Origin of the sequence: Ohtaekwangia koreensis, assembly GCF_900167975.1 — a bacterium.
Taxonomy (GTDB): Bacteria; Bacteroidota; Bacteroidia; order Cytophagales; family Cyclobacteriaceae; genus Ohtaekwangia; species Ohtaekwangia koreensis.
Genome location: NZ_FUZU01000005.1, coordinates 100,938 through 122,867, shown reverse-complemented (window position 1 = coordinate 122,867; position 21,930 = coordinate 100,938). Strand labels below are relative to the sequence as shown.

The 21,930-nt window shown below is 41.4% G+C and carries 21 protein-coding genes; 16 read left to right on the top strand and 5 right to left on the bottom strand.

The annotated features are described in order from the left end of the window. Positions 1–16: 16 nt before the first annotated feature. The 7 genes from B5Y40_RS27730 to paaA all read left to right on the top strand — a co-directional run bounded on the left by B5Y40_RS27730 (position 17) and on the right by paaA (position 7,579). Entirely contained in the window at positions 17–2,428 is a 2,412-nt protein-coding gene (locus tag B5Y40_RS27730; protein WP_079690147.1) for a PspC domain-containing protein, read from the top strand. A 278-nt stretch (positions 2,429–2,706) separates the two neighbouring features. Further along, complete coding sequence (locus B5Y40_RS27725; RefSeq protein ID WP_079690146.1) at positions 2,707–3,144, top strand: hypothetical protein; 438 nt, start codon at positions 2,707–2,709, stop codon at positions 3,142–3,144. A gap of 156 nt (positions 3,145–3,300) precedes the next feature. Further along, a complete protein-coding gene (locus B5Y40_RS27720; protein ID WP_079690145.1) occupies positions 3,301–3,888 on the top strand; it encodes an RNA polymerase sigma factor in 588 nt (195 codons plus the stop codon). Beyond that, on the top strand, positions 3,872–4,663 hold the full coding sequence (locus B5Y40_RS27715; RefSeq protein WP_079690144.1) for a hypothetical protein: 792 nt from the start codon (positions 3,872–3,874) through the stop codon (positions 4,661–4,663). Before B5Y40_RS27720 ends, B5Y40_RS27715 begins: the two co-directional genes overlap by 17 nt. A 7-nt stretch (positions 4,664–4,670) precedes the next feature. Continuing rightward, the gene (locus B5Y40_RS27710; RefSeq protein WP_143785973.1) at positions 4,671–5,663 is read left to right on the top strand and encodes a hypothetical protein; all 993 of its coding nucleotides are present in this window, start codon (positions 4,671–4,673) and stop codon (positions 5,661–5,663) included. Positions 5,664–5,848: 185 nt separating this feature from the next. Continuing rightward, positions 5,849–6,445, top strand: coding sequence for a TetR/AcrR family transcriptional regulator (locus tag B5Y40_RS27705; RefSeq protein ID WP_079690142.1), 597 nt, complete (start codon positions 5,849–5,851; stop codon positions 6,443–6,445). Between the two features lie 150 nt (positions 6,446–6,595). Further along, a complete protein-coding gene (gene paaA, locus B5Y40_RS27700) occupies positions 6,596–7,579 on the top strand; it encodes a 1,2-phenylacetyl-CoA epoxidase subunit PaaA (RefSeq protein WP_079690141.1) in 984 nt (327 codons plus the stop codon). On the opposite strand, the gene B5Y40_RS27695 is transcribed toward paaA, so the two are convergent. Beyond that, a complete protein-coding gene (locus tag B5Y40_RS27695) occupies positions 7,576–7,821 on the bottom strand; it encodes a hypothetical protein (protein WP_079690140.1) in 246 nt (81 codons plus the stop codon). The genes paaA and B5Y40_RS27695 overlap by 4 nt on opposite strands. Before the next feature lie 187 nt (positions 7,822–8,008). Between B5Y40_RS27695 and B5Y40_RS27690 the strand changes: the two genes are divergently transcribed. Together B5Y40_RS27690 and paaC are read left to right on the top strand one after the other, a co-directional pair. Further along, entirely contained in the window at positions 8,009–8,617 is a 609-nt protein-coding gene (locus B5Y40_RS27690) for a phenylacetic acid degradation b (RefSeq protein WP_245840860.1), read from the top strand. An 11-nt stretch (positions 8,618–8,628) separates the two neighbouring features. Then, the gene (gene paaC, locus B5Y40_RS27685) at positions 8,629–9,378 is read left to right on the top strand and encodes a 1,2-phenylacetyl-CoA epoxidase subunit PaaC (RefSeq protein ID WP_079690139.1); all 750 of its coding nucleotides are present in this window, start codon (positions 8,629–8,631) and stop codon (positions 9,376–9,378) included. A gap of 60 nt (positions 9,379–9,438) precedes the next feature. Here paaC and B5Y40_RS27680 read toward each other — a convergent pair whose 3' ends face one another. From B5Y40_RS27680 to B5Y40_RS27670, 3 genes are all read right to left on the bottom strand, one after another. Continuing rightward, a complete protein-coding gene (locus B5Y40_RS27680; protein WP_079690138.1) occupies positions 9,439–10,404 on the bottom strand; it encodes an AraC family transcriptional regulator in 966 nt (321 codons plus the stop codon). A 94-nt stretch (positions 10,405–10,498) separates the two neighbouring features. Further along, positions 10,499–11,188, bottom strand: a complete 690-nt coding sequence (locus B5Y40_RS27675; RefSeq protein ID WP_079690137.1) for a DUF2461 domain-containing protein — start codon at positions 11,186–11,188, stop codon at positions 10,499–10,501. 259 nt (positions 11,189–11,447) lie between these two features. Continuing rightward, a complete protein-coding gene (locus B5Y40_RS27670) occupies positions 11,448–12,047 on the bottom strand; it encodes an FMN-dependent NADH-azoreductase (RefSeq protein WP_079690446.1) in 600 nt (199 codons plus the stop codon). A 235-nt stretch (positions 12,048–12,282) separates the two neighbouring features. Between B5Y40_RS27670 and B5Y40_RS27665 the strand changes: the two genes are divergently transcribed. The 6 genes from B5Y40_RS27665 to B5Y40_RS27640 all read left to right on the top strand — a co-directional run bounded on the left by B5Y40_RS27665 (position 12,283) and on the right by B5Y40_RS27640 (position 16,282). Continuing rightward, a complete protein-coding gene (locus tag B5Y40_RS27665) occupies positions 12,283–12,672 on the top strand; it encodes a winged helix-turn-helix transcriptional regulator (protein ID WP_079690136.1) in 390 nt (129 codons plus the stop codon). 70 nt (positions 12,673–12,742) lie between these two features. Continuing rightward, on the top strand, positions 12,743–13,255 hold the full coding sequence (locus B5Y40_RS27660) for a hypothetical protein (RefSeq protein ID WP_079690135.1): 513 nt from the start codon (positions 12,743–12,745) through the stop codon (positions 13,253–13,255). Between the two features lie 136 nt (positions 13,256–13,391). Further along, the gene (locus B5Y40_RS27655) at positions 13,392–13,904 is read left to right on the top strand and encodes a GyrI-like domain-containing protein (protein WP_079690134.1); all 513 of its coding nucleotides are present in this window, start codon (positions 13,392–13,394) and stop codon (positions 13,902–13,904) included. 116 nt (positions 13,905–14,020) lie between these two features. Then, positions 14,021–14,968: an MBL fold metallo-hydrolase gene (locus B5Y40_RS27650; protein WP_079690133.1), complete on the top strand. Its 948-nt coding sequence runs from the start codon at positions 14,021–14,023 to the stop codon at positions 14,966–14,968. Positions 14,969–14,978: 10 nt separating this feature from the next. Beyond that, a complete protein-coding gene (locus tag B5Y40_RS27645) occupies positions 14,979–15,464 on the top strand; it encodes a ribonuclease H family protein (RefSeq protein ID WP_159453828.1) in 486 nt (161 codons plus the stop codon). Further along, the gene (locus B5Y40_RS27640; protein WP_079690131.1) at positions 15,461–16,282 is read left to right on the top strand and encodes a VanW family protein; all 822 of its coding nucleotides are present in this window, start codon (positions 15,461–15,463) and stop codon (positions 16,280–16,282) included. Before B5Y40_RS27645 ends, B5Y40_RS27640 begins: the two co-directional genes overlap by 4 nt. A gap of 260 nt (positions 16,283–16,542) precedes the next feature. On the opposite strand, the gene B5Y40_RS27635 is transcribed toward B5Y40_RS27640, so the two are convergent. After that, on the bottom strand, positions 16,543–20,787 hold the full coding sequence (locus tag B5Y40_RS27635) for a two-component regulator propeller domain-containing protein (RefSeq protein WP_079690130.1): 4,245 nt from the start codon (positions 20,785–20,787) through the stop codon (positions 16,543–16,545). Between the two features lie 394 nt (positions 20,788–21,181). On the opposite strand from B5Y40_RS27635, the gene B5Y40_RS27630 reads away from it, so the two are divergent. Further along, positions 21,182–21,874: a 2'-5' RNA ligase family protein gene (locus tag B5Y40_RS27630; RefSeq protein WP_079690129.1), complete on the top strand. Its 693-nt coding sequence runs from the start codon at positions 21,182–21,184 to the stop codon at positions 21,872–21,874. Positions 21,875–21,930: the final 56 nt, after the last annotated feature.

The window sequence follows — 21,930 nt, the reverse complement described above, 5'->3', positions numbered from 1 at the left end:
CACGTCTATTGACTATATGAAAAAGAATATCAGCATCAACATCAGCGGCATCATCTTCCACATTGAAGAAGATGGGTATGATAACCTGCGAAAGTATCTGGATTCAATCAATAAATATTTTTCTTCCTTCGAGGACAGCAGCGAGATCATGGCCGACATTGAGAGTCGCATTGCCGAGATCTTTTTATCGAAATTAAATGAAGGCAAACAGGTAATCACTTCCGAAGATGTCAATACACTTATTACTACAATGGGTAGTGTAAGCGACTTCAAAGCGGCAGAAGATCAAGAATTTACACCAGGCGCAGCTCCCAAGCAGGCTACCAATAATACCTATACGGAGACCACCACAGAGGATACGTCCTATACGGGACAGTCATCTTATAAAACGTTTACTCCTTCGCGCCAGTTAATGCGCGATCAGCAGCGTAAAATTCTGGGAGGTGTCTGTGCCGGCCTTGGCAATTACTTTAATATAGACCCACTGTGGATTAGATTGTTTTTTGCAGTGTTAGCATTCGCATACGGGGTTACAATTGTTGTATACCTGGTGATGTGGATCGTTGTACCCGGTTCCTATACTTTGGAAGAACCCACTGTTGATAAGAAAATGTACCGCGACCCGGAGCGTAAAGTACTGGGAGGTGTTTCTGCTGGCGTTGCATCTTACTTTGGTGTAGATGTAGTGGTGATCCGTCTTCTGTTCGTAATTTTTAGTATCGTAGGTGGGCTCGGCTTGCTTCTTTACATTGTCTTATGGATCGCATTGCCCGAGGCCAAAACCCTGACCGACCGCATGCAAATGCAAGGTGAACCGGTTACGCTTTCGAACATAGAGTCGACCATAAAAAAAAATCTGAACGTTGATCCGAACAAAGAGGAAAGTGCTACTACCAAAATTTTACTTTTCCCTTTCCGGTTAATCGGCATGATCCTGTCTGCACTTGCAAAAGTTATAGGCCCTTTAGTTGAAGCATTGCGTATACTCATCGGAATTTTTATAGCGTTTCTGGGTATATCCCTTGCATTCAGTGTACTGGTAATGGGTGGTATAGCATTGGGTATCTTTTCAGGCACAGCCTTTTCACTTCCGTGGATGGTACAAGGCGATAACTTTGGTATGCCAGTAGATGCTCTGACGCGCGCTTTCCCCGGATGGATTGCTCTCGCTGGATTTATAGCATGTCTGATTCCTAGCATCCTGATTCTTTTACTCGGTATATCTATCATTGCCAAACGAATCATTTTTGGTGCCGCTGCCGGATGGACATTGTTCGTGCTGTTCTTTGTGAGTGTCATTATGCTCGGTATAGGTATCCCTCGTATAGCCTATGCTTTCAAAGAGAATGGCTCCTATAAAATCGAAAACACATATCATGTAACCGGGAAAAAGGCAATCTTAAAACTGAATCAAACCGGTATGGATGATTATGATCAAACATCATTGTCTTTAAGAGGCTATGATGGAAGGGACATCAAGCTTGTACAGGATTTTCAGGCACAAGGCAGCACACGGCAGAAAGCTATAGAGAATGCACGCATGGTAGACTACTCCGTGTTGATCCAGGATTCTATATTCACGTTCGACTCCAACATTCAATTTAAAAAGGATGCGGTGTTCCGTGGTCAGCGTCTAGTCATGACGTTGTATATACCGTACGACTTTCCTTTCACAATGACGGAAGACATAAGCCGCTTCATCACGCAGTATGTGGATGGCGATTACCTTGACGGCGAAACCTGGCGCATGACTCCGAAAGGATTGGATTGCTTAACATGTCCCGTAGCCGAAGGCGATCCTGAAACAAGAGAAGAAACCAGTGATCAATATGGTCTTAAAGATTTCGATGAAGTTGAAGTGAACGGTATATTCGATGTACGCATAACCAGCGGAAATGAATATGCTGTAGAATTAACAGGACCGGAAAATGAAAAAGAAAAGTACAAGATCGAACTTCAGGGCAGTACACTGGTAATCGATTTTAATGATGACCGCGGAATAAACTGGAGCAAAGATTTCCTGGACATCGATCGGATCAAGATCAACATTACTATGCCGAAACTTGAAAAGATAAAAGCGAAAGGTGCAGGCAAAATATCCTTTACGGAATTTAAATCTGCAGACCTTGATATAGACCTGGTGGGTGCCGTTGATGTAACCGGAGAAGCAGAAGCTGAGGATGTAACCCTGCATTTAAGCGGAGCGTCAAAGCTGACATTAGAAGGTTCTGCCAACACGATGGATGCAACTATACAGGGTGCTTCATCTTTACGGGCCTATAGCTTTGAAGTACGTAATGCTATAGTGGAAGTAAACGGTGCATCTTCTGCCAAAGTAAACGTTACGGAACATCTTGAAATGGAAGAGGGAATTGCCAGCGATATCGATTATCGTGGTCATCCGGATGTTACAAAACGCGACCGTTAGCAAAGTATAGTATCTCATATTATGTGTAGTAGTGAGGGAGCAGCACACTCCCTCACACTGCATAACCGCGATAGATGTCTAAACCCCAAACCCTCTTATACCATGATCATCTTTTTATTAATAGTACTGGTCTACTTAGTTTGCCTGATCATCTAATTCTTTCTGAAAGTAATAGTTTGCTTTGCAAATTTAGATGGGCATTACAATTCTGTGTAAAGGCCAAATAAATCTTGAAGGCGACAAATAACTTTTAAATTGATTTTTTGTAAATTAGGTATATGAGAAAACTCATCCTGCTCATCACATTGATAAGTTTACTCGGAACTGTACAGGCGCAGAAGCAAGGCATCCAAGGCCAGGTCTTCTGGGTTAGCGGAGATCAAATGCCTATACTCATTCCTGAAAAAGCAATAACTCCGCAGCAAGGTATCGTGCGCGAAGTCTATATATACAACGCTGCGACCTTAAAAGATGCAACACAACAAGACGGTTTCTTTTCTGAAATCCAAACAACATTGGTAGCAAAAGTTTTAAGTAGTGCCGATGGATCTTTCAAAGTAAAATTACCTGAAGGAAAATATTCCGTTTTTGTTAAAGAGGATAAAGGACTCTTTGCCAACTTGTATGACGGCAACGGCTGCATCAATTGCATTACGGTAAAGCCACGGAAATATTCCTGGATCACCCTTGCAGTGGATTACCAGGCAGCCTATTAATTTTCCCGGAAACTCTTTATCTTCCTCAACGGCTATCGAGATAGTATTCTTCGTGATGTCCTGATCACTTGTAATACCGCGCAACGCTAAAGCAAATATTTTTAGTCCCACGCAACCCTTGCGTCCGTATAAGCATCTTAGCTTTGAATCGTTTAAATGGAATTAAAGATTTACCGGTCCAAAGAAAATGAGTTGATTGAAGGGTGTATGAAGCGCGACAGAAGCGCTCAGAAACGCCTTTATGAAACTTACTCGTCCAAAATGTATGGACTCTGCTACCGGTATGTCAAAGATTCAATGGAGGCTGAAGATATTCTGGTAACAGCGTTCATGAAAGTATTCGATAAGATTGATCAGTTCAAAAGTGAGGGAAGTTTTGAGGGGTGGATCAGACGAATAGTAGTAAACGAATCACTTACCCACCTGCGCAGGAACCGGTCGATGTATCTGGAAACAGAACTCGAACAAGCAGACCGCGAACCGGATTACGATAACCTGAGCGATCACCTCGAAACAGAAGATCTTCTTAACATCATCCAGGAACTCCCTGCCGGATATCGAATTGTTTTCAACCTGTATGCTATCGATGGGTACTCGCATAAAGAAATAGCAGAGCAACTGGGAATAAGCGAGAACACGTCTAAATCGCAATTGAGCAGAGCACGTGTATACCTGCAAAAAAAATTAACAGAACACGACTGGATGTCGAATCAAAAAATAAGCAACGATGAATCAGCAACCTGACAAATTGTTTCGTGAAAAACTCGAAGGTTTTTCAAAGCCGGCTCCGGCAAGCACGTGGGATAGGATTGAAGCCGGCCTTGATAATAAAAATAGCAAACCTGGTTTGTGGTGGAAAGTGGCTGCGTCACTTTTACTGCTGGCTGTAGCTGGATATATACTTTGGTCTTCAACACGAAACAATGCTATATCTCCTTCACCTTCTACTATAGCACGCAAGAGCGAATCTATACCATCAACAACTTCTCCTGCAAAAGAGGAGAGCCATAATATAACACCACAACAGGCTGGCGATCCTGTTATCAATCAATCACAAAAAACAGATGCAGTTACCCCGTTGAAAAAAATAGCGCCTTCGATCGAACAAAAAACTGATGATAAAATACAAAAAGAAGAAAAGTATATACCTCCGGTTTCTACTTCACCAACTGAAGCAACACAAAAGCTTTTCGCTGAAACGGAAGTATCACAAGAAAAAATAGAAGAACCTTCTCATGCAGAAACTACAGACGTTGTAATTGCGCAGCAAGAACGTGTAGTTCTTACACAATCAAGCATTACCCTTGTGTTTAGTGCAGAGGAGACAAATAGCTATTTAAATAAAAATGTTTCAGGTGAAGCAACCGATGATGAAGAGAAACCATCTACGTTTAAGAAGCTGCTGAAGAAAGCACAGGATCTTAAAAATAATCAAGACCCTGTTGGCGAACTAAGGCAGAAGAAAAATGAAATTCTGGCGCTGAATTTTAAAAATGAAAAACGTGGACAAAACAAGTAAATCAAGTATGAAAAAAACATTTCTAATAGCAGCTATAACATTACTCACCATCACTGTAAAAGCGCAGGAGAAGCGTGATACCGTGATTGTAGAGTTAGGCAAAACGAGCCGTGTAATCTTTACTATACAAGATCGTAAAGACTTGGAAGTGCTCAAGAACTATAATTACAATGAGCTCTTCAAAAATATACTCACCAAGCTCGAGAACAACGACACCACTGCACTTGCACAAAGAGATACTACGCGCAAAGAAGGCGATAGTGAAGAAGTATACTGGACACGTGAGGGCGATGATAAAGATCACGACCATGATAGCGATGATAGTGATTGGCATGTAGATGTTCGCAACAGCAGACACTGGGGTCGTACATGGCAATCGTTCAACTTTGAGCTCGGTACAAATAACTATCTGGAAGATGGAAGTTTTCCTTCTAGCAATGCAAACTATTCTGTGCGTCCCTGGGGCTCCTGGTATGTAGGCATGTCTTCTATACAACGGTCACGGCTAGGCAAAAAGTTTTTCCTCGAATGGGGACTTGGTGTCAACTGGTATAATTTCAAGTTTCAGGAAGACAACATTCTTATTCAGAAAACTGATGATGGCGTACAGTTTGTTCAAGACACACGCGATGTAAATTTTGTAAAGAGTAAATTAACAGCATCGTATGTTACAGCATCGCTTATACCCGTTATAGATTTTGGTGACAACAGTCGCAAGTCACGCTTATGGGAAGGCGATGGTAATTCATTCCGTATAGGCATTGGTCCATACATAGGTTATAGAATATCAAGTCACTCTAAACTGGTATATAAAGACGATGGTGATCGCGAGAAAGATAAAGATCGCGACAGCTTCTATCTGAACAACCTGCGCTATGGTGCACGTCTGCAGATAGGCTATCGCTCTACGGATCTCTTTTTTAATTACGATATCAACGAACTGTTTGAAGAAGGTAAAGGTCCTAAACTTAATGCCTTTAGCTTTGGTGTGATTTTTTAATAGCGTACTATTTACACAAGTCCGAAAGTATAATACACACTTTCGGACTTGTTATATATAACTAACACTCGTTACCTGAAATTACTTTGTATTTTTCTTTTACTTCCTTTCTCTGCATAATTTCTAATACTACTTTTAAGGGGAATTGATATTCCGTAACTTTAAGGTAATTGTCGATTGAAACTATGAGTGAAGCCATTTCAAACTTATCGAGGAAAGAACAAGTAATCAGAAAAGCAGCAGAACTTTTTAAAGAGAAAGGTTATGCTGCAGCTTCGATGCGTGATCTTGCCCACCTGCTGGGTATCGAAGCTGCCAGTTTGTATTCACACATTAAATCAAAAGAAGAAATTCTTAGAAGCCTGTGTTTCGACATGGCTGCTGAATTTCAAAAATCACTAGCAGAAGTTGAAAGTAAAAAAGATATATCTGCCAGTGAGAAACTTCGCAATGGAATTATAGGTCACATCCAAGTTATGGCGAAAGACCTTACAGCGTCTGCCGTATTCATGAATGAGCACCGGCATTTAAGCCAGCCTTACCTGCGCGATTTTTTGCTCATGCGTATTAATTACATCAACCGCTTTAAAAGCATCATTGAGCAAGGCGTTCAAACCAAAGAGTTTAAGGACTCGATTGATAAGAAGCTTGCCGTTATGACGCTGTTTTCTTCCCTGAACTGGATGCCAATGTGGTATGATCCGGATTCAGCTATCGACCCTTCACAACTCGGCTTTCAACTCGCCGACATGCTCGTGAACGGCTTAAAGAAAAACGACTAAATTTCAACTAACAATCGTTTGTATTAACATTTTTTAATCGTAAATAGCTTTTGCTGTTATGGGTTAATCGTTATGTGTATCCGGTAACTACGGTTGCAGATAACGGTTAGCCAATAACGGATAAACGATTAATGCCTAGCGGCTACAGCTATGTACGGTGGAGGTAATACATTCGAAGGAATTCAAACCGAAAGTCTACAGGAAGATCCAGTACAACTCGCTGCGTTTGAAGCACGCATCGATCGCGGTGAGAAGATTGAACCTGTAGACTGGATGCCGCAGCTATATCGCAAACAATTGATCCGCATGATAGAACAGCATGCGCATAGCGAAATCATTGGAGCATTGCCGGAAGGAACCTGGATTACGCGAGCTCCTGGTTTCAAACGAAAACTCGCCCTCATGGCCAAAGTACAGGACGAAGTAGGTCATGCTCAACTTCTTTATAGTGCAGCAGAAACTCTTGGTAAATCGCGTGAAGCGATGATCGATGATCTCATCTCTGGTAAATCAAAATATTCGAACATCTTTAATTATCCTGCCTATACCTGGGCTGATGCTTGTTTCATTTCCTGGCTGGTAGATGCCGGTGCTATTGTTAATCAACTCGCGAACGCGAAAGGAAGTTACGGCCCGTATTGCAGAGCGCTGGAAAGAATTTGCGCAGAAGAATCCTTTCATTTAAAATATGGACATCATTGTGTTATATACCTGGCAACGGGTACAGCACAACAACGGCAGATGTTCCAGGAAGCGATCAATCGGTGGTGGACTCCGATGATGCATTTCTTTGGACCTGCAGATAAAATTTCTACGCACACAGAAGTGCTGATGAAATGGAAAGTAAAGATGTCAACGAATGACGATACGCGGAATCAGTTTCTTGATATGTATATACCCAAGATCTGGGAACTCGGCTTTACTATACCGGATGAAAAACTGAAGAAGAATCAGGAGACTGGTCGATGGGACTATACCGAACCTGACTGGGAAGAATTCAAACGCGTTATTAATGGCGATGGCCCTTGTAACAAAGAGCGACTGGAAGTAAGAAGGATTGCAGAAGAGAGAGGAAGGTGGGTGAGAACTGCTTTACAGTCACCGAAGGCTGCATATATAATGCCGCTTGCCTAATTTCTTCGAAAGGCTGCGAATGATCCGGTAATCAGCAAGATCTCTTTCCACACAGCCGACAATGCTTCTGTGGGAGAACTATAGAGACTCTTCAGATAAATCAGCGCGCTGCTGTCTTCCGGTAATTCATTGTTAATCCATTTCCAGATGTCGTCCGCCAGTAGAAACAATTCGTTCGAGTGATACTTCGGATAGTACCGCGAAAGCAGGTCTAACGCCATAAGGAAGTCAACGTATTTCATGGTGGGTGAAATTTAACAACGATAATAGAGAAGAATTAGTTTTTTTAAAAGCCGGAAAAACAGGAAAGGTTGATGCAATGGAGAAGTGGAATATAGAGACCGTGAAGAGCAAAATCAGCAGGAATGACCGAGTGTCTGAGAAGAGCAAGCAGGAAATAAAATGCGTATACTAAATATATAAAATAGAGTGAAATCGCTTGATCCGAGAGTAAATCGTTTGCCGGTTGTAGGAACTGCCGGAAATATAATACCGAAAGCTGCATTGGATCAGTTTGGTACATTTGAAGTATTCGTACAACCTAAAGAAGGTAAACCCTTCCAACACGAAGGTGCCGTACATGCGCCCGATCTGGAGATGGCATATGTATTAGCGAAAGAAACATTTACCCGAAGATTTACCTGCACCTCATTGTATGTTACGGATACGCGCGATGTACATATATCACCAACAACAGAAGGTAGTCAGAATGTATATACTTTAATCGAAGAACCGGTAACACAAAACAATACTAAATCATCATTTGAAATTTATCACTTATTGAAACGCGGCAAGCAACATCAGCATATCGGAACGGTGGAAGCTTCTACTCCGGAAGAAGCGATGTTCATTGCAAAACAACAATTTAACAACGATAAAATGGTATACAACGTATGGGCCATCCGCACAAGCACTATACGTTTTACCACACCGGAGGAAAAAGATCTTTGGAACACATTGCCGGAAAAAAAATTTCGCGATGCCTCTGATTACAAAGGAGGCGACAAATTAAAATTATTTCTTGAACGCCAGTCATAGCCGAAACTCAAATGGATGCCATAAAAGAACTCCTATATAAAATAGCCGATGATCAACTCATACTCGGGCATCGTAATTCAGAGTGGACAGGCTTCGGTCCGCTGCTTGAAGAGGATATAGCGTTCTCCTCTATGGCACAAGATAAAGTCGGGCAGAGCTATGCTTTATACCAGATTCTCCAACAACTCGGAGAACAAGCACCCGACACGGTTGCATTCATGCGCAATGCCAATCAATTCCATAATTGTATACTGGTAGAATTACCGAATGGCGAATATGACTTTAGTTTAATCCGTCATTTCCTTTTTGATACCGCAGAAGCGCTCCGCTTTGAAATGCTTGCGCAATCATCGTTTCAACCTTTGGCAGAACTAGCACGAAAAATCAAAGGAGAATTGCTATACCACACCTTACACGCAAACACGTTTATAAAAAAACTTGGAACCGCCACCGAAGAGAGCATTACAAGACTTCAACAGTCACTGGAATTTACATTGCCCTATGCACTTGGAATTTTTGAAGAATCTCCTTTCGAAGGAGAATTAATAGACAAAGGTATATTTGAGGGTGAGAAGGTTTTAAAAGAAAAATGGATTCTGAAAGTAGAGGCCGTTATACAACAAACAAACTTGCACCTCCCCGACTGGCATATAGTAACCCCTGTAACCGGTGGCCGCAACGGACAACATACTGAACATCTGCAACCCCTGCTGGACGAAATGTCGGAAGTATTTAGGATTGATCCCGCTGCAGAATGGTAAAACAGTTACTATTTATATAGTATATATTCACACCATAACCACTAAACACCGGTAGTCCCTTTAAATGTCACTCGGGCAAACTCCAAACTTCCGCTTGAATGCGGTAGAGAAATGATTTGGATTTTTATACCCTACTTCGCTGGCAACCTCATTGACAAATTTTCGCTGATCCATCAATAAATGATGTGCATGATTCATACGCAGATCATATATATAGTCGAATACAGTTGATTGGAACAAGTCTTTAAAGCCTTTCTTCAGTTTAAATTCATTCAGAGCGAACATCCGCGAAAGCGATGACAATGACGTGTCTTCTGTAAAATGTGAGTCGAGGTATATTCGCAAATCGTGGAATGTATCGATGTCATTGCGCTTCAACTTCGGAATGTTACCTCTAGCTTTTTCTACTGCCATAAACTGACTGATCTGCAACGCAACCAGTTCTAAAATTTTTGCTTCGATCAAAAGTTTGCGCAAGTTACCGCTCAGCGTATTATTACTTATCGTTCGAATCACTTGCTGCATTTCGTTTTCAAGCACAGCATCGCCATGCATCACAAACTCACGTCTTAGAAGTTTTTCTTTCAGTGATGCAGTCCACCGATCGTTATCACATAAAAGGTTCGCGTAGTATTCACGGTCCAGTGCTATATGTATACCATGTATATTCTTCCGTACAATCAAGTCATATTCCTGCTCATACGCATACATGGAATGATGGCGCAACCCCGTTAACACTGCCGACATGCCACTCTCTTTCAACGTTACACCAACCTCGCCCTGCAATGCTATACATATATTTATACTGTTCGGCATTTGCTCTTCCTGGTATTGCATGCGGAAATTTCCGACAGGACAAACTGCATATTCCATAAACCTGTAATGGTCGCCTGACAGAATCTTTTCTTCCAGTGTACCCCAGGGTTGTTTACCCGAAACACGCTTCATAAGACCGGGTGAATCAGCAACAGATGTCTGCTGAAAAAAAGTAGCAACGTCACGATAGGAAAGGGTCTGAGTCTTCATTTGAATTTACTTCTAACGAGAGAATGCTCCGTCTAACGGACATATAAAGACTGGGTTGTAGCTACAACATGTTTATGTAGGATTGTAGGCTTGATCAATACAATGGCTCTCCATTCGAATCCGTTGTTAACAATTCACTCATGTAATCGAAAAAAGGACGGATTGATTTATAGGTATCGTTTACTTGTTTTAGGAAGTCCTGTGAGGCTACTTCACGATCGGTAAATTTTCGTTCGAACCAGAATTGTTTATAGCGCAATAACGCTATAGCAGGATCATCGGCCGAAAATCCACGGGGAGCAGTCTTTACCTGCTCGCCTTCCATTTGCCCAAAGTTTTGTTTGATGGACTTCGTGTTAAGAAGCTTCTTCCATGCATCATAGTTACCAGAAATATCCTCACGAATTCTTTTCAGATCATCTGCATTCGGGCTACCAAACCCACAGGCTATACGCGAATCACCTGGTTTGATACGAATATAGTATCCACCACGAAGCAACGGTTTACTACGTCTCAGATACCCGGAGAATCGCGGATTATAAGGAGCTTTATCTTTCGAGAAACGGACATCACTATAAATACGATACAGACTTTTTTTCCCGGATGGCGTTTCCAACTGATCGTGCACATTCATTTTTGCTATCAAAGCATCCATAAACTGCTCTGCATTTTCTTTGGCCAACGCATATTGCGTTTTATGTTCATTGAACCAATCACGATCGTTATTCGCAGAAAGCTTTTCTAAAAATTCGAGGGTTGATTTTTCTATAACCGGATTACTCACAGGGATTGTATAATTACGTTGTTGACCTTTAACAAAAAGTTAATGAAAAAGATCAGCATAGCTTAAAATTATTTATAACCGACAAGTCTCCCGCATGTGCAACACGCGGGAGACTATGCCCGGCAATATACAATTCTACCAACTTGAATAAGAAAATAGTAAGCCCACTATATAAGAAACAGCCCAAAAGAGTGATTTGGTCATAGGACAACCCTGAAGACTTGCGAGAGAGGAAGGATGACTCCCGACAGAAATATACCTATACCACTACGCTTTCCAGTCCCTTCTGTACTGCGGTTTCCATTACGCCCGGTATACCAGAACCTTCAATACGATATGTTGCTATCTGGGTAATCCCTACAAAGCCGAGTATGAATCGCAAGTATGGCTCTGCGTGATCCATAGTTTTCATAGGACCGTCTGAAAATACACCGTTGGAAGCAATGGCCAGATATACTTCCTTCTGCTTCAACAAGCCTTCTACTTTGCCGGTTTGATAGCTGAACGTTTTTCCGGGGCGTACAATATGGTCTATCCATCCTTTGAGCGCTGCAGGTATAGCAAAATTATATAGCGGTGTGCTGATTACTATAATATCAGCCGCAAACAATTCTGCAATGGCTGCATTCGATTCACGAAGTGCAATTCGTTGGTCTTGTGTATGGCTATCATCCGGCAGTCGATAGGCCACAACGTGAACCGACTGCAGCGGTTGATATTGTTTTTCCACTACATTATTAACCGTAACGGTGCTACCCGGATATTGAGCAAGCAGCTTCTCTATAATACTTTTCCCCAGTAGTGTACTGTTTGATTCCTCTCCTCTTGGGCTGGATACGATATGCAATATTTTTTTCATGTGTGTTTTAAGGTTTGTTCCGAACGGACAGATGCTTAAAACAGTCAGCATGTGGATTTAATCACATGTGGCCTCATAGCTGTGCCATTCGAATGGTATACAATTGATTTTGCGCATCATGACAGCGACTTTTTTCCGGAATTTGTTGTTACAAACTTAAATAGCTTTGCTATACCTTTGTAAGTAGTATACAAAAGGTTAGCGCTAACCTTTACGTAAGCTTGAATTCGACTATATGCCTATACCGAGAACCAAATTAGAATACCGTGAATGTGCAGGGAGCCTCAGCGCTGTGGATGATGCGCTTTACGTCATCGGCGGAAAATGGAAACTAAAGATTATCATTGCGTTGTCTGAAGGAAGTCAACGGTTTAATGAGTTGCAGCGAAAAGTTACCGGCATCTCTGCCCGTGTTTTATCCAACGAACTGAAAGATTTGGAGATGAACGGTTTCGTAACGCGAACCGTCCATGAGGAAGCGTCTCCAATTATTATCGAATACAAAGCCACTGACTATACCGATTCGCTGCAAGATGTATTAAAGGCGCTTACAGCATGGGGAAAGATGCATAGAAGTAAAATAAAGACAGAGGCTGAGCACAACAAACACAAGGCTATACATTAGATAAGCGATTACCTATATCTTCATTTACCGAATGTATAAATAGAATTCAAACGCTACGTTAAAAAGTATAATGACAGAAACTAGTGTACACTATACAGATACTATAGTAGAGGAAAACATTCCGTTGAATGGTGCCGAACTGAAAGCGTTTGATCACAAAATCAAGGAAGAAGCAAAAATACCATGGATATGTGCTCTATGTACACTGCCCGTGATAGCGTTTATTGGTTATCTGCTTCGGGGAAAATTTAATGACCTAAAGTATTATGATTTTCTACTCCTGGGGGGTGCTTCGGTGTTTACGTTTTTTTTTGTCTATGGTGTAGGCTTGCTGTTTACGAAATATAGTGCACGGAACTTAAGAAAGGACATTTTGAGAGGAAAGAGCAAACTTACCGGAATCGTTATTGGGAAAGATAAAACTGAATACGGCGAATATTTATCCTTTGCAGGACAACATAAAAATAGTGAAATAAGAATCCGGGTAAGTCCCGAAGACTATTCGCGCTATAAGCCGGGCATAAAACTGATTGTAGAATACCTGCATTTTACAAAGGAGGCGCTGTTGATCACACCAGCGTAATAAACAGGAAACATTGAGCTGCCTCATGTCATTTAATCTATCTTAAACTTGATAATGCGAAGCAGCGCTTACGTTGTTATATTTGTATACGTAACCATCCCTATATAATAACGCGCCATCCCAAATAATAAAGAACATGCAAGCCTATACAACTACATACGGAACAGAACCGCGCATTGAGACACTGCCGGAAAAAAAATTGGTAGGTAAACGGCTTACCATGAGTTTGTCTAACAACAAAACTTTTGAGTTGTGGAAAAGCTTTATGCCTGAACGAAAGCTTATCAAAAACAGCCTGTCTACTGATTTACTTTGCATTCAGGTATATGATCCATCACATGATTTCAAGAATTTCAATCCTGATACAGTATTTGAGAAATGGGCAGCGCAGGAAGTCTCTGATTTTACAGATGTTCCTGAAACAATGGAGCCCTATACCTTGCGTGGTGGTCTCTATGCTGTGTTCTTACACAGAGGCGCATCTGCGACTTTTTATAAAACATTCCAATATATATTTGGTGCCTGGTTGCCACAATCCGAGTATGCGTTAGACACCCGTGAACATTTCGAAATATTAGGGGACAAATACAAAAACGATGATCCCGATTCGGAAGAGGAAATCTGGATTCCAATCAAAATGAAAGAGTAAACCTGTCTTCTATACTACACGGATACTATAGCAGAAAATGCGTTGGCAAAAATTAACACGCTCCGATTAAATAATCTTGTACTGCAATTCTCATCAATCCGATGTATCATTGCAACATGATACATCGGACAATTTACCTCACGGCAATTTTTGCAGTATATGCATTTACGGTTTTGTCGCAAGCTACATTCCAGGTAATTCCATTGGGTGTAAAAGGCGGCAGCGATGAAAGCAATTTATCATCGTACCTGGTGGGCGTTAAGGGCACAACGGATTATGTATGTCTCGATGCAGGTACAATACACGCGGGACTGCAAAGAGTAGTCGATCGCGGTCTTGTAAAAGGCACACCTTCAGAAATACAGCGAAGCATGATTAAGGGATACCTTCTCTCCCATCCACACCTTGACCACGTTGCAGGGTTGATCATCAACTCACCGGAGGATTCTCCAAAGCCTATATATGGACTTCCTTTTTGTCTCGATGTGATTAAAGAAAAATATTTTAGCTGGAAGAGCTGGGCGAACTTTGGCAATGAAGGAGAAAAACCAACGCTCAACAAGTACCAGTATACTGCTCTCTCCACCGGGAATGAAATTCCGTTAGCACAAACTTCAATGAGCGTAAAAGCATTTGCGCTGAGTCATGCTGCACCGGGTCAAAGTACTGCTTTTCTCATACGTCAAAATAATAATTATATACTATATCTGGGTGACACCGGTGCTGACACTATTGAACATTCCCAAAACCTTCATCTACTGTGGCGGCAGGTTGGCCCACTGATAAAAGCAAAACAACTCAAAGCCATTTTCATTGAAGTATCTTTTCCAAATGAGCAACCTGATAAGCTATTGTTTGGACACCTTACTCCGCGGCTACTCATGAACGAACTCAACATTCTGAACAGCTATAGCAATCATTCTTTGAAAGGATTTTCAATTGTGATTACGCATATTAAACCGGTTGCCGACAATGAAACGAAGATTAAAAAACAATTGAGTGAATTAAACGCACTCCAGGTCAAACTGGTATACCCGGAGCAGGGTATACCGTTGGAATTTTAATATTTTGAACTTGCCTCACACTTCAGCAGTTGTTCGCATATATACCGATGGGAGCTGCCATACCGGTCTTCGTATAGGTGCGTGGGTAGCTATACTGCTCCTGGAAGGGGAGAAGTTAATCCTGAAAGGAACGGCTGAACATACTACCAATAACCAAATGGAAATTGTTGCTGTGATTCAAGCCATCCATCACATCAAAGACCTCTCGCTGGATTTTGCACGCATCGAAATATATACCGACAGTCAATATGTAATGGGCATCCCCGGCCGTGCATCCAAATTTAAGAGCAATGATTTTCATACCAGGCGAGGGACTGATATTCAGAATTCACAGCTTGTACAAACGCTTCTAAAACTATTGGAAGTATATCCCGTTACATTCATTAAAGTTGCATCGCATCAAAAGCGAACAGACGTGCATGACTATAACCGTGAGGCGGATATGATTGCCCGCGCAGCAGTACGGCTATATATCAAAAACAGCGCGCAAGAATGAGATCACGAAAATTACTGAGTCAGCGGCATCCTGCCCTATATTTTCTGGCCGTATGGGCAAGACGCGGTAGACGCCATCTTGATTGGCTTTTTGATGGCAAAAGATATACTTCACTACACACCACAGAAAAACTTCCCTATAGAATAAAAAAGCATCAATCGGTTTTATTGAAGAAACTGGGCGAAAGCGATATGCAGTTACAAATTAATAAGGTAACGAATCTCAAGATCGCTGTTAAAGAGGTTGACGGTATCGTGATCAAACCGGGAGAAACATTTTCATTCTGCAAACTTGTTGGATTTCCTTCTGCGCGAAAAGGATACCTGCCAGGAATGGAACTATCATTTGGGGAAGCCAGGCCGGGCGTTGGTGGTGGCATTTGCCAGATCTCGAATTTGATTCATTGGCTGGTTATGCATAGTCCGCTGACAGTAACGGAGCGCGACCATCACTCCTTCGATCCCTTTCCGGATGATGGAAGGGTTTTACCCTTTGGAAGTGGCGCTACAGTTTTCTACAACTACCGTGATTATCAATTCACCAATAACACGAAATATACCTTTCAAGTAAATCTATGGCTCACAGATAAATGTCTGGAAGGAGAACTTCGTATTGACACTGAACTCAACTATGCATATCACGTTTTCGAAAAAGATCACCAGTTCCTGAAAATCGATGGACAGTTCTTTCGGAAGAATGAAATATGGCGAGAGAAGATTTTAAAATTTGAAAGTGGAAAAGTGGTTGATACAGAACTCGTAACCAAAAATTTTGCACGCGTCACCTATACACCGGATTCTTATAAAGATATAGTATAATTTTTTCGCATTGGCGATCATCCTAACGTGATTAAGTGTCTATATATAGCATGTAAAAAAGTTACAAATCAAAGATTTTGTAACAAATACAAAATTGGTTTATAGGTTTCGGATCGCTGATCCGAAACCTATAAACCAATTTACACGCGCGGCCTGCGCGTTTGTAGAAAGCACAATCTATACCCCGCGCAAAAGCACACACGACTTAAACGCAAGGGGGCACGCACTACATGAAAGTATATGCGCTCCATGCTTTTAAATTACACATCACTCTTTACCGCCCACTTTTCAAGAACCGACACAAGTGTCTCAAGTTTAACCGGCTTGCTGATATAGTCATCCATACCGGCACTGATACATTCCTCGCGATCGCCCTGCATAGCATTCGCAGTCATCGCTATAATCGTAGGACGTTCGCCTGACATAGTTCTTAATTTACGAGTCGCTTCCAATCCATCCATTCCAGGCATCTGCACATCCATCAAGATAATTTCATAAAATTGCTCTGCAACTTTTTCGATTACCTCTACACCGTTATGAGCAACATCAACTTTTTTATACCCTAATTTATTCAGTACACGAATCGCGAGTTTTTGATTCACGGGGTTGTCCTCTGCAATTAAAATCCGTAGTGGATATTTGTCTGCAAACTCCTCCGATAATACTTGCTTGGGCTTTTGCGCTTCTACAGTAACAAACATACCCTCTGGTCGCAAGGCTGCCTGTATAACTCTGCACAACTGCTGTTGTTTTACAGGTTTGTTTAATACCGAGTTAAACAGATCAGGGTATTTCTTCTTGCTTTCATCGCCAACAGAACTTAATAGTATTATCGGGAGCCGTGCGTTTTTTGCTTTGATACGCTGCGATAATTGCACACCATCCATATCCGGCATTTGCATATCCGTAATTACAAGATCAAAATGATCATGGTGATGCGTGAGTATATCTAACGCCTGATGTCCGGAGAGCGCCAATGTAGGGGTCAGCTTCCACTGATCCAATTGCGTTTTGAGTATAATAAGGTTCGTAGCGTTATCATCTACCAGCAATACTTTTTTACCTTCGTTACCAACGGTATTACAATGTACATATTGACGAAGGGACTCCTGACTCACAGCACTCTTGATTACAAAATTAAAGGTAGTGCCTACATTCACAGTACTCTCCACAGTGATCATACCTCCCATTAATTCTACAAGTCGCTGACTGATCACCAGTCCTAAACCCGTGCCACCATACCTACGCGTAGTCGAAGAATCCACTTGTGAAAAAGCTTTGAACAGCCGTGAAATTTTATCCGAAGGTATACCTATACCCGTATCCCGAACATGAAACGCAAGCTCAAGCTGATCGTTATCCATAGAAAGTAAATCTATACCCAGGAAAACTTCCCCTTTATGAGTAAACTTCATCGCGTTGTTGATCAGGTTGATCAATACCTGTCTTAGCCGGTGGCTATCGCCTATAATTTGTGCCGGGATCTGGTAATCGATCTGATATACCAGGTCCAATCCTTTTTGTGCTGCCTTCGATGAGAAAACATCCATCACTTCCTCCACACATTGACGCATGTCAAAACTATGATAGTCCAACTCCAGATTACCCGATTCAATTTTTGAGAAGTCAAGTATATCGTTGATAACTGTTAGCAGCGCATCACCGCTGCTGCGGATCGTCTCCGTATACTCTTGCTGCTCCGTGGTAAGTTGTGTTTCCGCTAATAGTGAAGCCATACCCAGCACACCGTTCATCGGTGTCCGTATCTCATGGCTCATCGTGGCCAGAAATATACTCTTCGCCTGGTTTGCTCGCTCAGCATCACGTCTGGCTTGCTCTGCTTCTTCACGTTTGGCAACGATCTCATTTTTCTGGTCCTCCAGTTCATGATTGATCGTTTCGAGTACACCGGCCTGTGTCTGCAACTTATCATTTAACTTTTGGAGATTTTCGGCTTGTGTTTGCAATGCTTCTTTCTGCGCCACTACCTCCGCTGTTTGCACTCGTACCTGTGCCTCGAGTTTCTTCTTCTGGTTTTTAATAGCATTGATGCGCGTCCGTACAAAAGCAAATATACCACCTGCTATAGCCAAGAGTATAATTGTACGAAACCACCATGTACTCCAATAAGGTGGTGTTACAATGATACGGATTGAAGTACCCTCCTCATTCCACAGTCCGTCATTGTTAGAGGCTATTACCTTAAAGATATATTCTCCCGGATTAAGGTTGGTATACATAGCGGTTCGCTTTGTGCCTATATAATTCCATTGCTTATCAAATCCTTCCAGTTTATACGCATATTGGTTTTTCTCCGGCTGCCGATAGTTCAGAGCCGCGAAATCAAGCGAGAACATATTCTGGCTATAGCTAAGCTCGATGTCTTTTGTGAGAATAATATTCTTTCTCAACACCTCATTTTCTCCAATGCTAACGGTCTTGTTAAAAAGTTTAAAATCGGTGATGAACACCGGGGGCTTAAATGTATTGGCTTTGATACTGTCAGGATAAAACAAATTGAATCCGTTGGTTCCTCCAAACAAAAATTCACCGGTAGACAATCGTGCAAACGCCCAGCGATTAAACTGATCACCTTGCAAACCATCACTCTCTTTAAAATTCTTAAAAGTTATTTTTTCCGGATCGAAGCGAGATATCCCTTGATTCGTGCTCACCCACAAGTTATGCTTCGAATCTTCAAGTATACCTACAACAGCATCGTTCGGCAAACCATCTTTCTGTCTATATACTTTGAATTTTTTAAGCTTCCGATCAAAGAGATTCAAGCCTCCACCATGTGTACCAATCCAAAGTCTTTTTTTAGAATCCTCATATATAGAGGATACATAATCGTTGGAAAGTGTTCCCTCCTCGCCTCCATTTTTGTAATGCGTAAATATATTCGTTTCCGGATCGTACATGTCTAACCCTTGCTGTTCCATACCAAACCAGATCTTTCCTTCCGAATCTTCATATATATACTGCACTCCCGAATAGGTAATGGAATTTGGATTATTCGGATCATAGGTGAACCGTGTAAAATCATCGGTTTTTATATTATACCGACTGACACCATTTCCCCAGGTTGCAATCCATATATCCCCCCTGCGGTCTTTCATGATATAGAATATATTATCATCGCTGATCGTATTGACTTTGTCAGGATCAGACAGGTAATGCTTCACCTGTTTTGTTACCGGATTGTAATAATATAGTCCACTATGCCATGTGCCAATCCATAGTCCTCCTCTTGAATCCCTTTCAATAGCCAAAACCTTTTTGGTATCAAAGGCATCGATCTCTGTAAATGTATTAGACTGTCGATCGTAGTGATTCAAACTTCCTCCATCCGTTCCTACCCAAAAGTCTCCGTTTTTATCTTCTTCAAAAGAGGTAACATTGTTATTACTTAAACTACGCTTATCGAAAATGTTATACTTGAAATGAATGAATCCATATTTAGTTTTATCATATACATTCACTCCGCCAAACCTAGTCGCTACCCACATGCGGTCATTCCGATCGAACATGGCTTTTGTTACTGTGCTTCCCATCAAACTACTTTCATCCCCTTGTATAGGCTTGATGTTGGTGAAGGTTTGATCCCTGTTCAGGCGACTCAATGCTCCGTCTGTAGCGGCCCATATATTTCCGTCAGCATCTTCTGACAGGTCTACAACGTAGTTGTTCGCTAAACTTTTTGGGTCATTCTCCCGCTGTTCATAATGAACAAAGTTGCCGGGTGTCAACAACAGCTTATTTATACCGCCATCAAATGTACCCACCCACAGTACATGGTTCTTATCTTCTAGCAGCGCAGTAATTCTATTACTGCTTAAGCTTAACGGATTGTTTGCATCATGGTAGAAATTAGTAAATGTTTTTCCATCACTATTCAAAAGACTCAAGCCATTTGTCGTACCAACCCAAATACGTTTTTTGTTATCTTCGAGTATAGCTTTCACACTATTATGAGCAAGCGACTTTGAATCATTTGCATCATGCAAAAAATATTTGAAGGTCTTCGTTTTCCGATCATATAGATTAAGTCCTTTTTCAGTCCCCACCCATAAATTATCCTGGGAATCAAAAAACATCGCCATCACATCACTGCTACTCAAGGAGCCATTGATACTTTTATTATTTATCAACCGTTCGAAACGATTGTTGTCGCGGTTATAAATATTGATCCCTCCCTGTGTACCAATCCATAAATTACCCGCAGCGTCTTCTTCTATACAATGAATAAAGTTGTTGCTGATACTGAGCGAATCGGCAGGGTCGTTCCGGAAAACCGTGAAAGTATATCCGTCATACATGTTGAGACCATCTTCTGTGCCGATCCATATAAACCCCAAATGTCCCTGATGAATGTCCCATACATTTCCTTGAGACAATCCATGCTTAACCGATAGATGGTCAAACTTGAAATTTTCAGTCTGGGCGACTGACGTCATCAAATTTGAAAAGAGAAATAATGCAAAAATGCAAAAACGTAATTTCATTATCGAAGAGTAATCTTTTAACACAATGATTTGTTTCTTACTAGTAACTATACCGGACTTCAAAACTTCACTCAGGAATAAGTCTAACTGTTTGTTTCCTTAATTTACAATTATCACGCTACGTTTCCTTGGAATGGTCGCATTTAAAAAAATCAAAAGTGTTACCATTTTTCCCCAATCGGATAAGCCCTATATATACCAGCAATCTTAAAAGACTGGAAGTACCAGATTTTTCAAGAAAGTTTTTCTGTATAATAATCACAATTCTAACATTGATGCCTGTAAACGAGAAGATGGATAAAATTGAATTCCTATAGCTTGCGCAACAAGGCTTAAACCTATTGTATAGTATTTCGTAATTAGCATCTGCTTACAGTAAATGATTTAATCGCCCATGAATTTGACTGAGCATTACGACAAGCTCTACACACACGCTATTCAAGAGATACGATCGGATCGTTATCAGCTTGACAACCTTATTGATTCTCCCGCTGATGATCGTTACGGCATGACTCTTCTGATTCGCCCAAACGATACTATTAAAAATAATATCCAGACGTTGCTGAATGATTTACGAGCAATAGAGCCCGATCAATACTACTATCCGAATTCCGATATTCATGTCACAGTCATGTCCATTATATCATGCTATAGCGGATTTCAGACAGCGAACATCCCGGTCGCGGAATATATAGCGGTGATCAACCAAAGTATACAATCCCAAAAAAGTATAATAATCGAATTCAAAGGCGTCACCGCATCGCCTTCTTGTGTAATGATCCAGGGGTTCCTTCCGGATGATACTTTACACAATATTCGCGATAGCCTTCGCATGAACTTCCGAAGCTCGACATTGGAGCAGACTATAGATAAACGGTATACTATACAAACTGCTCATTGCACCATTACCCGTTTTCGAAAATCATTTACAAACACACAAGGGTATATAGATACCATGGAAAAGTACAGATACTTCGCCTTCGGCACTTTAAAAACGAACACGCTTGAATTGGTGTACAACGACTGGTATCACCGCCAGCATTCTTCAAAAGCATTGCATCGCTTCACATTAAACGGCAATCCGTAAACACTTCCTCACGCCTTCTCTGCTTCATGTCCAATCCCTGATCTCCCTCTTAAGAA

Coding starts and splice junctions, on each gene's coding strand:
- B5Y40_RS27630 (WP_079690129.1), top strand. CDS start 21,182: ATGAATTTGACTGAGCATTACGACAAGCTCTACACACACGCTATTCAA.
- B5Y40_RS27710 (WP_143785973.1), top strand. CDS start 4,671: ATGAAAAAAACATTTCTAATAGCAGCTATAACATTACTCACCATCACT.
- B5Y40_RS27725 (WP_079690146.1), top strand. CDS start 2,707: ATGAGAAAACTCATCCTGCTCATCACATTGATAAGTTTACTCGGAACT.
- B5Y40_RS27720 (WP_079690145.1), top strand. CDS start 3,301: ATGGAATTAAAGATTTACCGGTCCAAAGAAAATGAGTTGATTGAAGGG.
- B5Y40_RS27730 (WP_079690147.1), top strand. CDS start 17: ATGAAAAAGAATATCAGCATCAACATCAGCGGCATCATCTTCCACATT.
- B5Y40_RS27705 (WP_079690142.1), top strand. CDS start 5,849: ATGAGTGAAGCCATTTCAAACTTATCGAGGAAAGAACAAGTAATCAGA.
- B5Y40_RS27650 (WP_079690133.1), top strand. CDS start 14,021: ATGATACATCGGACAATTTACCTCACGGCAATTTTTGCAGTATATGCA.
- paaC (WP_079690139.1), top strand. CDS start 8,629: ATGGATGCCATAAAAGAACTCCTATATAAAATAGCCGATGATCAACTC.
- B5Y40_RS27665 (WP_079690136.1), top strand. CDS start 12,283: ATGCCTATACCGAGAACCAAATTAGAATACCGTGAATGTGCAGGGAGC.
- B5Y40_RS27655 (WP_079690134.1), top strand. CDS start 13,392: ATGCAAGCCTATACAACTACATACGGAACAGAACCGCGCATTGAGACA.
- B5Y40_RS27635 (WP_079690130.1), bottom strand. CDS start 20,787: ATGAAATTACGTTTTTGCATTTTTGCATTATTTCTCTTTTCAAATTTG.
- B5Y40_RS27640 (WP_079690131.1), top strand. CDS start 15,461: ATGAGATCACGAAAATTACTGAGTCAGCGGCATCCTGCCCTATATTTT.
- B5Y40_RS27680 (WP_079690138.1), bottom strand. CDS start 10,404: ATGAAGACTCAGACCCTTTCCTATCGTGACGTTGCTACTTTTTTTCAG.
- B5Y40_RS27670 (WP_079690446.1), bottom strand. CDS start 12,047: ATGAAAAAAATATTGCATATCGTATCCAGCCCAAGAGGAGAGGAATCA.
- B5Y40_RS27715 (WP_079690144.1), top strand. CDS start 3,872: ATGAATCAGCAACCTGACAAATTGTTTCGTGAAAAACTCGAAGGTTTT.
- B5Y40_RS27695 (WP_079690140.1), bottom strand. CDS start 7,821: ATGAAATACGTTGACTTCCTTATGGCGTTAGACCTGCTTTCGCGGTAC.
- paaA (WP_079690141.1), top strand. CDS start 6,596: ATGTACGGTGGAGGTAATACATTCGAAGGAATTCAAACCGAAAGTCTA.
- B5Y40_RS27660 (WP_079690135.1), top strand. CDS start 12,743: ATGACAGAAACTAGTGTACACTATACAGATACTATAGTAGAGGAAAAC.